This is a genomic window from Lysinibacillus sp. RC46, from assembly GCF_041262385.1.
In the GTDB taxonomy this organism is placed as follows: domain Bacteria; phylum Bacillota; class Bacilli; order Bacillales_A; family Planococcaceae; genus Lysinibacillus.
On the sequence record NZ_JBGCCF010000016.1, the window covers coordinates 76591 to 90921 of the forward strand.

Annotated in this window: 16 protein-coding genes; 14 read left to right on the forward strand and 2 right to left on the reverse strand. The window is 38.0% G+C overall.

The features are described from left to right. Nucleotides 1–22: 22 nt before the first annotated feature. Entirely contained in the window at nt 23–2623 is a 2601-nt protein-coding gene (gene ppsA / locus ABH966_RS15425) for a phosphoenolpyruvate synthase (protein WP_370079827.1), read from the reverse strand. 876 nt (nt 2624–3499) lie between these two features. Here ppsA and ABH966_RS15430 point away from each other — a divergent pair. Continuing rightward, nucleotides 3500–4408, forward strand: coding sequence for an NAD(P)H-dependent flavin oxidoreductase (locus ABH966_RS15430; protein ID WP_370079829.1), 909 nt, complete (start codon nt 3500–3502; stop codon nt 4406–4408). Nucleotides 4409–4465: 57 nt separating this feature from the next. Here ABH966_RS15430 and ABH966_RS15435 read toward each other — a convergent pair whose 3' ends face one another. Next, nucleotides 4466–5398, reverse strand: coding sequence for a DUF1385 domain-containing protein (locus ABH966_RS15435; protein WP_370079831.1), 933 nt, complete (start codon nt 5396–5398; stop codon nt 4466–4468). Between the two features lie 170 nt (nt 5399–5568). On the opposite strand from ABH966_RS15435, the gene ABH966_RS15440 reads away from it, so the two are divergent. The 13 genes from ABH966_RS15440 (at nt 5569) to accC (ending at nt 14314) form a co-directional block, all read left to right on the forward strand. Then, entirely contained in the window at nt 5569–5994 is a 426-nt protein-coding gene (locus ABH966_RS15440) for a hypothetical protein (protein WP_370079833.1), read from the forward strand. Between the two features lie 60 nt (nt 5995–6054). Next, a complete protein-coding gene (gene aroQ, locus ABH966_RS15445; RefSeq protein ID WP_053483682.1) occupies nt 6055–6489 on the forward strand; it encodes a type II 3-dehydroquinate dehydratase in 435 nt (144 codons plus the stop codon). A 2-nt stretch (nt 6490–6491) separates the two neighbouring features. Continuing rightward, a complete protein-coding gene (locus ABH966_RS15450; RefSeq protein ID WP_370079835.1) occupies nt 6492–7553 on the forward strand; it encodes a M24 family metallopeptidase in 1062 nt (353 codons plus the stop codon). 17 nt (nt 7554–7570) lie between these two features. Next, a complete protein-coding gene (gene efp / locus ABH966_RS15455) occupies nt 7571–8128 on the forward strand; it encodes an elongation factor P (RefSeq protein WP_370079837.1) in 558 nt (185 codons plus the stop codon). Between the two features lie 267 nt (nt 8129–8395). After that, nucleotides 8396–9403: an NAD(P)H-dependent flavin oxidoreductase gene (locus ABH966_RS15460; RefSeq protein ID WP_370079839.1), complete on the forward strand. Its 1008-nt coding sequence runs from the start codon at nt 8396–8398 to the stop codon at nt 9401–9403. Between the two features lie 136 nt (nt 9404–9539). Then, on the forward strand, nt 9540–9749 hold the full coding sequence (locus ABH966_RS15465) for a hypothetical protein (RefSeq protein WP_012295089.1): 210 nt from the start codon (nt 9540–9542) through the stop codon (nt 9747–9749). A 5-nt stretch (nt 9750–9754) separates the two neighbouring features. Beyond that, nucleotides 9755–10132, forward strand: coding sequence for a hypothetical protein (locus tag ABH966_RS15470; RefSeq protein WP_370079841.1), 378 nt, complete (start codon nt 9755–9757; stop codon nt 10130–10132). Between the two features lie 12 nt (nt 10133–10144). Continuing rightward, nucleotides 10145–11056 carry a stage III sporulation protein AE gene (locus ABH966_RS15475; RefSeq protein ID WP_370079843.1) on the forward strand — a complete coding sequence of 304 codons (912 nt, stop codon included), beginning with the start codon at nt 10145–10147 and terminating at the stop codon, nt 11054–11056. 1 nt (nt 11057) lies between these two features. Then, nucleotides 11058–11201: a hypothetical protein gene (locus tag ABH966_RS15480; RefSeq protein ID WP_199777723.1), complete on the forward strand. Its 144-nt coding sequence runs from the start codon at nt 11058–11060 to the stop codon at nt 11199–11201. Nucleotides 11202–11263: 62 nt separating this feature from the next. Continuing rightward, a complete protein-coding gene (locus ABH966_RS15485; RefSeq protein WP_370079845.1) occupies nt 11264–11683 on the forward strand; it encodes a hypothetical protein in 420 nt (139 codons plus the stop codon). Next, the gene (locus ABH966_RS15490; protein ID WP_370079847.1) at nt 11684–12241 is read left to right on the forward strand and encodes a SpoIIIAH-like family protein; all 558 of its coding nucleotides are present in this window, start codon (nt 11684–11686) and stop codon (nt 12239–12241) included. Nucleotides 12242–12441: 200 nt separating this feature from the next. Beyond that, a complete protein-coding gene (accB, locus tag ABH966_RS15495; protein WP_370079849.1) occupies nt 12442–12942 on the forward strand; it encodes an acetyl-CoA carboxylase biotin carboxyl carrier protein in 501 nt (166 codons plus the stop codon). Nucleotides 12943–12955: 13 nt separating this feature from the next. After that, complete coding sequence (gene accC / locus ABH966_RS15500) at nt 12956–14314, forward strand: acetyl-CoA carboxylase biotin carboxylase subunit (RefSeq protein WP_370079851.1); 1359 nt, start codon at nt 12956–12958, stop codon at nt 14312–14314. Nucleotides 14315–14331 lie beyond the last annotated feature (17 nt).

The window sequence follows — 14331 nt, forward strand, 5'->3', positions numbered from 1 at the left end:
TCTTACTTGACGTTTTTAGTTATTACAATATTTCAATATACCCTTCTGTTCCATGTACGCGAATTCGTTGCCCGTCTTTAATCAGTTTAATGGCATTTTCCACCCCAACAACTGCTGGTAAGCCATATTCACGCGCGATAACTGCTCCATGGGTCATCAGTCCACCAACTTCGGTAACTAGACCTTTTATGGATACAAACAATGGTGTCCAGCTAGGGTCAGTAAAGGAGGTAACTAATATATCTCCTTCTTCTATATCGGCATCTTCCATGTTTAAGATGACACGAGCGCGTCCCTCGATAACTCCAGAAGAAACAGGCAGCCCTACAATAGCTTTGGCTGGGAGATTTTCTCGTTTGTATTCACCTACAATGATTTCACCATCAGACGTGATAACGCGTGGGGGAGTAATTCTTTCATATAATTTGTACTCGTCTTTTCGCTCGCTGATGATCTGGTAATCTAGTTTATTTGTGTGTACGATTTCACGAAGTTCTTCAAAAGTGAGATAGTATATATCTTCTTTTTCATGAATAACGTTGGCTTGTACGAGTTGTCCGGCTTCTTTCAGTAAAGCCTGCTTATAAACGAAGTAGCGATTAATCATGCCGTATTTTGGATACTCGCGATAACCGATGAAATTTCGGATTAGGCTGATCATTCGTTTTGTTTCTTTGGCTTTTTGTTCACCATCCGGTAATTGCTTCAATCGCTCTAATAACTCTTGTTCTTTTTTCAAAGCTTCCTGTCGCCCTTGCTCAAATTTCCGAGTGCTGGCATTAGGCTGCAAGTTTTTGATATTGTTAAGAATCATGGGGACAAGTGTAATCGGTTTTTCACTCCAACGAGGTTTCGTAATATCGATTTCTCCAGCACATCGCATTCCGTATTTGTTGAGAAAAACATAGAAAGCGTCTCTAGCTTCCTGTCCACCATTGAATTTAACTAGTTCAACCAAAAAGGTATCATCTTTTGTGTGTTGTAAATATGCAATTACTTCTGGATAAGGACGGATCACATCTGCGACATCTAATAGTGCTAGACCCATTTCCGAAGTAATATTATTTGGTACAGATTGAGAAAGCGTGTCTGCTACGTTTTTTTCACCTAACCACTCGTTCATTTTTTCATTAACCCATATTGAAGCATTTATAGCAGCCATAAATACAGCTGAACTTTGTGGGTCAAATAAAAACTTCTTTAATTCCTGAATATCTTCTAGAATAAAATCAAATAAATCTATTCCTGATTTCGTTTGGATGTTTTGTTTTAACTCTTCTATGGATGTTTGATTTCGCTTAATCAATTCAGAAACGATTGATGGATTGTTTTCAATTTGTGCTAGCGTATCTGTATTGCCTCTGTTGGGACTCGGTGCTTTAATATCATTCGGTAACGATTTTATAAAATCTCCACGCTCAATGATGTTCATAAGTGCGTCTTTCATGAGCGGATCGTGTTGTCCCATAGCATTTAATAAATTGTTTCTACTGACCGGTAAAGCTAGTTGATGCGTAACATCAACAAACAACCTTCCGCCTGCTTTACGCATGGGCGCAGAAGTCGTTAACAGAAAAAAAGACAATCCCAATGGTTTCATAGGATCGGTCATCATTTGTTGGTGACCGACAGATATATAGACGTGGTTTTCTTGATCATTCGCTTTAGGGATGGGGAAAAGGGTCGTGATTGGGCGACTTTGGACAATATAAAATGTATCATCAACCAAACACCATTCGATATCTTGTGGGCAATCAAAATAAGCTTCGATCTGTCTGCCGATGCGTGCTAGTTGTAAAATCTGTTGATCGGTAAGTGTTTGTGTCTTTTGCTGATTCGGATCGATCTGTTGTGTCTCTGTTCCTCCTCCTTTTAGGCTATAGATAGCTAATTTCTTGGTTGCTATCATTTTATCGACGATTTTATCTTCCTGTACTTTATAACAATCGGGAGAGACCAAGCCAGAGACCAGTGCTTCTCCGAGTCCAAAACTGGCATTGATTGATAGCAGTTTTCGGTTAGAAGTTATCGGATCAGCGGTAAATAAAATCCCTGATGCTTGTGGGAAAACCATCCGTTGTATGATAACGGATAAATACACTTGACTGTGGTCAAATCCATTTTGCATACGGTAGATTACCGCGCGATCCGTAAATAGGGAAGCCCAACATTTGCGAATATGCTGCAAGATGGAATCTTTGCCGATGATATTTAAATAGGAGTCTTGTTGACCAGCAAAAGAGGCATGTGGTAAATCTTCAGCAGTCGCACTAGAACGCACTGCGTAAGCATGGTCATCACCTAGCTGAGAGAGTGTGTGTGCAACTGAATTTACAACGTCCGAAGGGATTTCTACTTCCATAATGATTTGTCGAATCTTCCTGCTGATTTCGCCAACTTGATCTCGATCCTCTACTTTTAGCGTTAATAGTTGGTCCAACAATATTTGAAACGTTTCGTTTTGTTCGATGGCTTTTTGATAACCCACCGTTGTAACACAAAATCCCTCTGGTACTTGTATTCCTTCGATTTTTGATAATTCCCCTAAATTTGACCCTTTTCCACCAACGAGCAAAAGCTGTGTTTTATCCATTTCCTGAAAACCAAGAACTAAAGAATTCATTCTGCATCTCTCCTAACCATTTTATTGAGAAAAAATATTTGACAAGAGCTTACCAGTGCGATATAATTAAATTATAAAATAGGATTACTATGCACATTTTGTAGACGACAATTGTAATATAATTATATCTTCGTGTCTGTTTTTGTGCAATATTAAAGAACTTGGTGAAAATATCCAAGTCTCTTCTTGATTTCCCTCTTCCGCTAATCACATCAAAAACCTGATTTAATCCGACTCAATACATAGTTAATCCCGGCATGCCTAAGATACTTTTTAACTCTTCTGCGGTTTTTTCTTTCCTATTTCGCTAAATTAATTCCTTCACGTTGACGTATTCGAATTAGATCACGTCTAACGGATTTACTATACCCATAACCGTCATTAAAAATTGCCTATACGGATTATCTTGCCACCAACGGGTGCTTATGTTGAATTACGCTTAAGCAATGTTCTTCAACAAAACCACATAATAAAAATAATATGATATCCATTAAAGGGCGCGATTGTGAAGGACGCAGGTAGAAAATGATCAAACTTTTTTATAAAACTGATAATTAATTCTTCTGGATAAGAATCCATTTTGATCTATCTATGTTCAAAATGGATTCTTTTTATTTATCGTAAAATACTGGTTGTGGGGTATTTTTGATCGAACTTTATTTCAAAGTAACCATCTATATCGTTAACAAGACGGATAGGTACTTTTTTTATCTTCATTTAGACAAACCCTAGCTACGGAAGTCTCCCACCTTTGAGAGGGGAGATGGGTCCTTGTCATTTCAACGTAAGATGTGGGGTCAGAACTAAAATTTAAATTTTTTTAGTAGGATTTTCAGGAAATCTCTCGAAATATTTAAGTATAGAGGGGGAGAGTGTATGTTTAGTTTACCAATTATAGTAGCTCCGATGTTTTTAGTTTCTAACCCTAAGATGGTTATTGAAGCTAGTAGAGCAGGGGCTATCGGTTCATTTCCATTATTAAACGCAAGACCCGCTTCAACATGTGCTGAGTGGCTAGAAGAAATAAAAAAGGCACTACCGACTGAGCAATGGGCAGTCAACTTAATATGTCATCCTGTAGCGAATACACGTTTTGAGGAAGATATACAGTTAATTGAACAGTTTCAGCCACCAATTGTCATTACGTCACTCGGTAATCCAAAGAGAGTTTTGGACATTGTACATGGCTATGGTGGGAGGGTCTATGCAGATGTTGCGAACGTCAAGCATGCAGAAAAGTCTGCTGCAACGGGTGTAGACGGACTAATTCTTGTTTGTGCAGGTGCTGGTGGGCATGGTGGGCAACTGAACCCATTTGGCTTTGTATCTGCCGTAAAGAAATTCTTTACGGGGACAATTATTTTATCAGGTTCCATCTCTAGCGGTGCAGACGTATTAGCTGCTCAAATAATGGGGGCAGACTATGCTTATATGGGTACTCGTTTTTTAGCTTGTGATGAAGGAAATGCACCTGAGGAGTACAAAAATATGGTAATTGACAGTGATACCTCTGATATTTTATATACCGATGCCTTTAGCGGTGTCCATGTTAATGTGTTAATTCCATCTTTATTGAAGGAAGGCATTGATCCAGCGACATTGAAGCCAAGAGAGGATGTTGATTTGACACATCTTGTCAATGTAAAAGCATGGCGAGATATTTGGTCGGCGGGTCATGGTATCACAAATGTTATCAAGCGAGAATCGGTTCGTGAAATACTCATAACATTGGAAGCGGAGTACGAGAAAGCAAAGCAACAAATAATTTCTGTACAGCCATTGTAAAAACTATAAAAAAGGGCAAGTCCAACCAAACTCATCAGTTGGACTTGCCCTTAATTTTTAATCATGATTTAAAGTAGCTGCGATTTCTGGTTGCTGTTCAACTTGAAGCAGCATATTGAAGGATGCGATGGCTACTTCTACTTGCTCATCCTTTGGCTCACGTGTTGTTAGTAATTGTAGCCATAAGCCTGGATAGCCCAGGAAGCGTAACACGGGAATATTACGGCACGCATTTGTCGCTTGAAGTACTTCAAATGATATACCAAGAACAACTGGAATTAATAGAATACGGTCCAAAATGCGTAACCAAAGTGGATCAGTTGGCACGAAGAAATATAAAAACATGCCTACAAACACAGTGAACAGCATAAAACTACTACCGCAACGATAGTGTAAGCGTGATTGTGCTTGCACATTTTCCACTGTTACGTCCATACCAGCTTCATAGCAATTGATAACCTTATGTTCTGCACCATGATATTGGAATACTCGTTTAATTAGTGGCGTTAAAGATATAAAATATAAATAGGAAAGTAGTAAAACTAACTTAATGCCACTTTCAAGTAAAATTTGACCAGTTTTGCCTTCTATCCATTTAGAGAAAAAATCCGCAATAAATACTGGAATTAATGTAAAGGCAAATTTACTGAATAAAAAGGTAAGAATACCTACAACTGCAACGCCTAAAATCATTTGAAGTCTCGAGCCTTCCTCTTTATGCTCTTCTTCTTCGCCAGGTGTAACGTCGAAACGGTCCCCTGAAAATTGCATGTGGCGAGAGCCTAAACCAGCTGATTCAATCAGTGCTACAACGCCCCGTATCAATGGAATTTTTTTAAGCTTTTGTAAAATAGGGTTTTGAACTTTTTTAAAATGATAATAATCAATGGAATCATCGTTACGGCGAATAGCGGTAACCGTATGTTCCTTTCCTCCGAACATTACACCTTCTAATTGTGCTTGTCCCCCGTATACAGGTGAATTGCTCAAGGCTAACACCACTCTCTTTATATATTTCAACTGTACCATTGTACTAAATTTAGTGAAAAACCTCTAGAGTTACGCATAGTAAAATTTCTATATGGTTACACTAATCGTACAGTTTAGGAAATGATTAACGTTTGAAAATAAACTCGTGGTACAAGTTAGGAGGATTTTACTTGAAAGTAGCTAGTATAACATCGCTCGTCAGTGCACTTGTTTTAGCATTGTGTTTAAAGGGACTTGAATACTTTCAACTCATTAAATGGAATCCAATAGGTTTTTATAAGAAGTGGGATATATTTGAAGGTAGCTCAAAACTATTTCAATGGAGCTTTCTCATCCTAGTCTTATTTTTTATTGGATTTTTATTATTTATTACATTGAGATATGTCTATATTATCCCAGCTGTGCTATCTTCTTTTCTACTTGGCCTATTTTTGTCCATCACATTAGAATGGATTGTTCTGGATTTGCCTTTACAATCTTCTTCCTTTAAAAAACTATCAATCCCTTTCATGGTCATTGTTATTTGTCTATTACGTTTCTTGCTTGAAACTGCGAATTTTCATCAAAAGGAACACACAGCACAAAAAGGAAATTAGTTGCTGTCTGCGCCTTGTATGATAAAATAATGGCAAGTACATAGAAAGAGGCGAATATGCGTGAAGTTATTATGTTTGAATGGACCTAACTTAAATCGACTAGGCAAACGAGAGCCACATATTTATGGGTATGAAACATTAGAAGATGTGAAAAACAATGTTCAGAATCTTGCGGCGTCTTTAGGTGCAACTGTCGAGTTTCGTCAATCTAATCATGAAGGGGTACTTGTTGATTGGGTACATGAAGCAGAGGACGAAAAATATGATGGTATAATCTTTAATCCCGGTGCATATACCCATACAAGCATTGCGTTACATGATGCAATTGCAGGGATTTCTGTGCCGGTTATAGAAGTACATATTTCAAATATCCATAAACGTGAGGCTTTCCGTCATCATTCTTATCTCGCTCCGGCATGCCTTGGTCAAATCAGTGGACTAGGTACGAAAGGCTATGAACTGGCACTACGCACATTTATTGAGAGGGAGAATTGATTATGATGAAATTACAAAAGCTACGTAAGGCACTTCAGGAACAAAATATTGACGGTATTTTAATTACAAACGAGTACAATCGTCGTTATATGACTGGTTTTACAGGAACAGCGGGCGTAGCGATTGTGTCTCAAAATGATGCTGTGTTTATCACGGATTTTCGTTATACAGAGCAAGCAACTGCGCAAGTACAGGACTTCCGAATTGTAAAGCATGAGGCGACGATCATTGAAGAAATTGCAACACAAGTAAAAAATATGGGCATCAAATTATTGGGCTTTGAGAAAGATACTGTTAGCTATGGCACGTATGAGCTGTATAAAAATAAAATTCAAGCTGATTTAGTGCCGATTTCTGGGCTAATTGAAAAAATTCGCTTGATTAAGACGCAACAAGAGATTAATATTATTAAGGTTGCGTGTGAAATTGCTGATCACGCATATACACATATCTTAAACTTCATTAAGCCTGGTAAAACAGAGCTTGAGGTTTCGAATGAATTAGAATTTTTCATGCGTAAACAAGGAGCAACTCAATCCTCGTTTGATATAATTGTTGCGTCTGGTCTTCGCTCAGCTTTACCACATGGCGTTGCAACGAATAAAGTGATTGAAAAAGGCGACTTTGTCACATTAGACTATGGAGCACTGTACAATGGCTATATCTCGGATATTACACGTACTGTGGCAGTTGGCGAGCCATCTGAAAAATTAGTGGATATGTACAACGCAGTCCTTGCTTCCCAGCTTTTAGCACTTGAAAAGGTTGGGCCTGGCTTTACAGGGATTCAAGCAGATGCGATTGCACGTAACTACTTAACAGAAAAAGGATATGGCGCGGCATTTGGTCATTCATTAGGACACGGGATTGGTCTTGAAGTACATGAAGGCCCTGGCTTATCAATGCGTTCAGAAGCGGTGCTAGAGCCAGGTATGGCCGTAACGATTGAACCAGGAGTGTATTTACCGGGAATCGGTGGTGTACGTATCGAGGACGATATTTTAATCACAGAGACAGGTAATGAACTGCTAACTCATTCGTCAAAAGAACTTATTATTTTATAAACTATGGAGGAACACAAATGATTTCAGTAAACGATTTCCGTACAGGTCTAACAATTGTTGTAGATGGCCAATTATATCGCGTGTTAGATTTCCAACACGTTAAACCAGGTAAAGGTGCTGCGTTCGTACGCTCTAAATTACGTAACTTACGTAACGGTTCAGTAAATGAAAAAACTTTCCGTGCTGGTGAGAAAGTTGAAAAAGCACAAATCGATAACCGTAAAATGCAATACCTTTATGCACAAGGTGACGAGCATGTTTTCATGGACTTAGAATCATATGAGCAAACTGAACTTGCTTCAGCTGCAATTGAATATGAATTAAAATTCCTAAAAGAAAACATGGAAGTTCATATTCAATCATACCAAAGTGAAATGCTAGGTGTTGAATTACCAAATACTGTTGAGCTAGAAGTAACAGAAACAGAGCCTGGTATTAAAGGTGATACAGCTTCTGGTGGTACAAAACCTGCAACTCTTGAAACAGGTCTTATTGTACAAGTGCCATTCTTCGTAAACCAAGGTGACAAGTTAATCATCAATACAGAAGAAGCTTCTTACGTTTCTCGTGCGTAATAAATAAAAACAATCAACCTACTCTTTTTTAACAAAAGGGTAGGTTTTTATTTAAATTCTTTCAGGGGTGTCCAAACATCTGTACCTGTCGCTACGCTTTCGCACATAAAACATCTGCTCGTATTTGATACATATAAAGTTAAATTTTTTGTGACAATAGATAGAGAAATAGCGACCTTTACTATTTTTATAAAAAGTAGTTTCTATCATTTGGTATGTGGTCATATTTGGAAAAGTTGTTTACAATAATAGTAAGGAGTGAATGCTATGTTACAAACAATTTTTGAGACCACGTCTCCAATAATACAGGCGCCAATGGCTGGTGTAACTACGCCAAAATTTGTGGCTGCCTGTGCAGAGGAAGGTATTTTAGGCTCGATTGGAGCAGGCTATTTAGATGGCAAGCAAACAAAAAGTTTTATTCAGGAAGTTAAAAAGCTAACGAAAAAGCCATTTGCTGTTAATTTATTTGTACAGGAAGAGCCACGTATTGATATCGATGTACTTCAAAAAGCTCGAATGGCTTTACAACCGTTTTATGATGAGCTTGGGCTTTCGCCTGTACAAAGTGTCACGTCCAAGGAAGTATTTGAAGAACAAGTACAAGCTGTTCTTGATGAAAATGTAGCCATTTGTTCCTTTACGTTTGGCATTCCTTCAGCAGATGTGATTCATCGTTTAAAGGACAACAATGTTTATGTTATTGGTACAGCTACTACATTAGAGGAAGCGAAGCGTGTAGAACAAGCAGGGATGCAAGCTGTTGTCCTTCAGGGTGGTGAAGCCGGTGGTCATCGTGGTTCTTTCACTGAACCAATGCAATTAATAGATTTGCATGATTTACTGCAGCAAGTAGTAGGACAAATTTCCATTCCGATTATTGCTGCTGGGGGCATTGTCACAAAGGAAGATGTAAGTAAAGCACTAGCAATAGGTGCTCAAGCGGTTCAAATTGGTACAGCGTTATTAGTAGCGGATGAGTGTGAAATTTCACCTCTTTATAAAAATGCCTTGCTTGAATCGAAAGCGCAGCAGACGACGATTACTCGTGCTTTTTCTGGTAAACCAGCAAGAGGTTTAGCAAATGCTTTTACGGAACGTATGAAGGATGCTGTTGTAGCACCTTATCCATTGCAAAATGATCTAACTACCACTATTCGTAAAGAAAGTGCAAAACAGGGCAAAGCCGAATATTTATCGATGTGGATGGGTGAAAAGAGCTATTTAGTGAAACAACGAGGTACTGTGAAAAGCATCATTGAAAAGCTACTGTAACTTCTTTCCGATTCTGGGCGAAGTTATACCAAGGCATCATTAATTTCATAAAAATACTAAGATCTCTATACGTATGTATAGAGGTCTTTTTTTGGGGGTAGCAACATATATTGCTGTACACGAGGGGGCGTATGAAATGGAATTACAAGACGTATTAAGAGTCGCTGGAGTGGGACTAGTAGTTGCGCTTCTTCATGTCTTCTTTGATCAAACAGGAAAAAAAGAATTTTCATTTTTCCTATTTTTCATTGCCTACTTATATATGACAGCGGAATTACTGCGATTTTTACGTCTATTTTTCAATGAAATCCTTACATTCTTTCAATGGCTGACCTCTTCTGGGTAGTGTAAATGGAAATTGTCATTGTAGCTGTTGTCATGCTGCTTTTATTATTGCTTATAAAAGAAGTCATAAAGCCACTCCATGCGCTGATTAGTGTAATGTTTTCGTTTTTGCTGTTTAGTATGCTGTTTTCTACACTCCTATTGCCATTCATCAAGCAATTGCTTGAGACATTAGCTTTTTTGCCTTATGCAAAAGCAATTGTAGTAAGTGCTAGCCTTTTTTATGTGGGGCAATGGGTGTCTTTTTTACTTGTAGAACAAAGCTATAAAGTACTCGGGCATATTGTCTACGATGGGGTCAAGATTGTTATTTTGTTGTACTGGTTTAAGGAATTTTTGGCTGTTTTACAGGAGGTGTCGGCCATTTTACAACGGCTAAACTAAGGGGCGAAGACATTGCTGGAGCAAATATTTTCGTTTTTAACGGATCCATTCTTTCTATTGCTGAAGATGACGCTTATTTTGTGTAGCTATGTCATTATTATTTTGATTGTTAATATGATTTTACCAGAATTTGAAAAAGGGACAAGGATACTTTTTTTTCTTATTGTACTGGCGACTATAGGACCAGTTGTTGTGAGTTCATTTAATTTGATAGACGAAATAGCACAGGGACTTGCACATATATTTACTGCATTTTATCCCATTCTTACTTCAAGTTTTCTTTTATCTAGCAGTATTACAGCGATAGCTTCTTGGCAGCCTTTTTTACTTTTCTTTGTACAAGTCTTAACGATTATTAGTAGTAAATGGCTTATTCCAGGAGTGCTTTTTGCCATTGTGTTTGATGTCTGCAGTGTCATTGTTAAAGAAATCTCGTTTACGAGAATTGCCGAATTGATTCGTTTTACCATTATGAGCATCGTCTCGGCATCTGTAATTTGTTACATCATTTTAATGTCGGCGAGTGGCGTGGCCGCATTTAGTGTCAATGCAGCTGTTGCAGAGCCTGTGAAGAAATTAATAGAGGAAAATATTCCGGTTGTTGGTTCCTTTATAGTAGATAGTTTTTCGATGTTCCAGCATATGACGCAATTTTCCTCTTCTATTACTAGTATTTCTGCTTTTATAGCGGTTATTACCGTGTCGTTTATTCCAACAGTTCAGCTTGTTGTCAGTGCGTATTCGTTGAAAATGTTAGCTGCTATTTTAGAACCGATTGCTTTTGATGATATTTGTAAACTACTTGATCATGTTAGTAAATCTCTATTTACCTTATGTGCTGTATCATTTCTAATTGCTTTTTCATTTATGTTTTCTTGTTTATTCCTCATCGTTTTTGTGCAAGTTATGGCTGGGGGGAGATAGATTGATTCTTTTATTAGCGATGCTCTTTATCTGTCAGATATTTGTGTTTTTAACAGAAGATAAAGAAATAATTTCACTTACAAAGCTTGTTATTACGTTAGTATTTTTGCAATTGCTATTAAAGATTCCATTTATCAATTCATAGGAGGAAACAAGCGTACATACACTTGAAAAAGAGAAGATGAAAGGAGGCAATGTACAAGTGATGTGGAAAAGAAACGAAAAAAATCAACGTCATTTATAGTCTTAATGCTTATTGCTGCCTCCGTGGGAATTTTCATCATTTTACCAATGTATCAAACGGGTACAACGAATGGGCAAGTAACTTCGATGACCAGTGAAGAAAAACTTGAGCAAACACTAAAGGCTATGAAAGGTGTTGGGGAGGTTAAAGTCTATTTTTATTACGGAGATATGACAGCTGAGAAGGATGACAATAAACTATTCAGTCAATATTTTCGAGGAACTGAACAAGGCACGAAAGAAGTAACAGGGATGCTAATTGTTTCAGAAGGAGCATCAGATATCTTTGTGAAAAATGAAATTCGTGCTGTTGTTAGTCAAGTAATGCAATTGCCGATTCATCGAATTATTATCGTTCCAATGGAGAATAAGGAGGAAAAGTAAATGCGCGTACGTAGAAGAACAGTTTGGTTTATGACATTATTAAGTCTAGTAGCGGTTATCTCAGTGTATTATTTGGTTGATCCAGCAAAACAATTTAATGGACTAACTATTTTCACAGATGACGCATTACAGCAAACTGCGGTAACGGGTGTGACTGATCAAGAAGCAACGAAAGAGGGAGAGACGAAGGAAGTATCTTCTCCAAGTCATTTATTTGAAGAAATGCGCATGCAAGTTAGTGATGAAAGAAGCCAGCTTCGTTTGCAATTAGAGCAGAAGATCGGTTCAAAAGATTACACAGCAGAACAAAAAAGTGAAGCTTATAATGAAATGGATAACCTTATAAAACAAGAATCCTCTGAAGCAATGTTAGAAATGCTTATTAAATCTTCAGGTTACTCCGATGCGTTTGTTCGAGCAGATGGTGATAAAGTACAGGTAACTGTTATGGCTGAGGAGCTATCAAAAGCTCAAGCAAATGAAATTATTTACTTGGTAAAAACAGAGATGGAAGGCGCAAATGACGTCCAAGTAAAATTCAGCGCGAATAACTATTAAAAATAGAGAGAAAAAGAGGAATTTTCTGTTTATTTGAAACTGTTGTTATATATCAGTATAATGAAAAGGCTTTCGTTTAGTAAAGGAAAGCCTTTTATTTTGTTCATATTTACTTAATTTGCATTAAAGTATTTCAAATTGTTCGAAAAAAATATAAAATAGTATTTGTAGTAGATTTTATTTCATAAGGAGAGTTAGAAATGTTCAAAATTCAAGAAATTCGCGAAATTATTAAATTAGTAGATTCTTCTTCGATTGACGAGTTCGTTTACGAAGTAGATGGCGCAAAAGTTAAATTAAAAAAGAATGGTGTTGTTGTTACTGATACTGTAGCACCTAAAAAAGAAGTAGTTGCACCTGTTGTACAACAGTCTGCGCCTGTAGCAGCTCCTGTAGCACCAGCTACTCCAGCAAAAGCTGAAGAAGCACCAGCTGCAGCACCAGCAAATAACGACCCATCGTTACATAAAATTGTGTCACCGATGGTTGGAACTTTTTATCAATCTCCAAATCCAGATTCACCAGCTTACGTTAAAGTGGGGGACAAAGTTGGTGATGAAACAATCGTATGTATCGTAGAAGCTATGAAACTATTCAACGAAATTGAAGCAGAAGTTCAAGGGGAAATCGTTGAAGTACTTGTTAAAGACGGTGAATTAGTAGAATACGGTCAACCATTATTCCTTGTAAAAGCTGAGTAAGGAGTGCACAACCATGAAAAAAGTTTTAATTGCAAACCGCGGCGAAATCGCTGTGCGTATTATTCGTGCTTGTAAAGAGTTAGGCATTCAATCTGTTGCCGTATACTCAGAAGCAGACGCTGACGCATTACATGTGAAATTAGCAGACGAAGCATATTGTATCGGGCCAAAGCTTTCAAAAGATTCATATCTTAGCTTCCCAGCTTTACTTAGCGTAGCAGAAAAAACTGGTGCAGACGGTATCCACCCAGGTTACGGTTTTGTATCTGAAAACGCTGACTTCGCTGAGGCTTGTGAAAACGCAGGCATTAAGTTCATTGGACCTTCATCTGATTCTATTAAAATTATGGGTATTAAAGACGTTGCACGTACAACAATGGAAGCAGCAGGTGTTCCACTTGTTCCGGGTACTGGTATTGTTCCAGATATCGAAACAGGTAAAGAATGGGCTGCTAAAATTGGTTACCCTGTGATCATCAAAGCAACTGCTGGTGGTGGCGGTAAAGGTATCCGTGTAGCTCGTACAGAAGAAGACCTTGTAAAAGGCATTGAAATTACGCAAAAAGAGGCTGCTGCAGCATTCGGTAACCCAGGCGTATATTTAGAAAAATTCATCGAGTACTTCCGTCACTGTGAAATCCAAGTATTAGCGGATGGCTATGGTAACGTTGTACATTTAGGTGAACGTGACTGTACCGTTCAACGCCGTATGCAGAAATTAGTAGAGGAAGCTCCATCTCCAGCGCTATCTTCTGAGCGTCGTGCTGAAATGGGTGCCGCTGCCGTTAAAGCTGCTGAAGCTTGTAACTATGAAGGTGCCGGAACAATTGAGTTTATTTATGACTATCAAGAAGATAAATTCTACTTCATGGAAATGAATACTCGTATCCAAGTAGAACACCCAGTAACTGAAATGATTTCTGGTGTGGATCTTGTACAACAACAATTAAAAATTGCATCTGGTGAAAAACTTCCTTTCACTCAAGATGATATACAATTAAATGGTTGGGCAATTGAATGCCGTATTAACGCAGAAAATGCTTATAAAAACTTCATGCCATCAGCTGGTACTGTAGATACTTACGTAACTCCAGGTGGCTACGGTGTACGTATTGACTCTGCTGTATATGCTGGCTATACAATCCCACCATACTATGATTCAATGGTTGCGAAACTAATTGTTCATGCCAATACACGTGAAGAAGCGATCGCGAAAATGAATCGTGCGCTTAGCGAATTTGAAGTATCTGGTCCTGGGATCAATACAACAATTCCGTTCCACCAAGCATTGATGAACAATGACGTGTTCAAATCAGCGCAATTCAATACGAAGTTCCTAGAAGAGAATGATGTTTTGGGGAAAAGCAAGTAATTGTGATTTGTGGATTT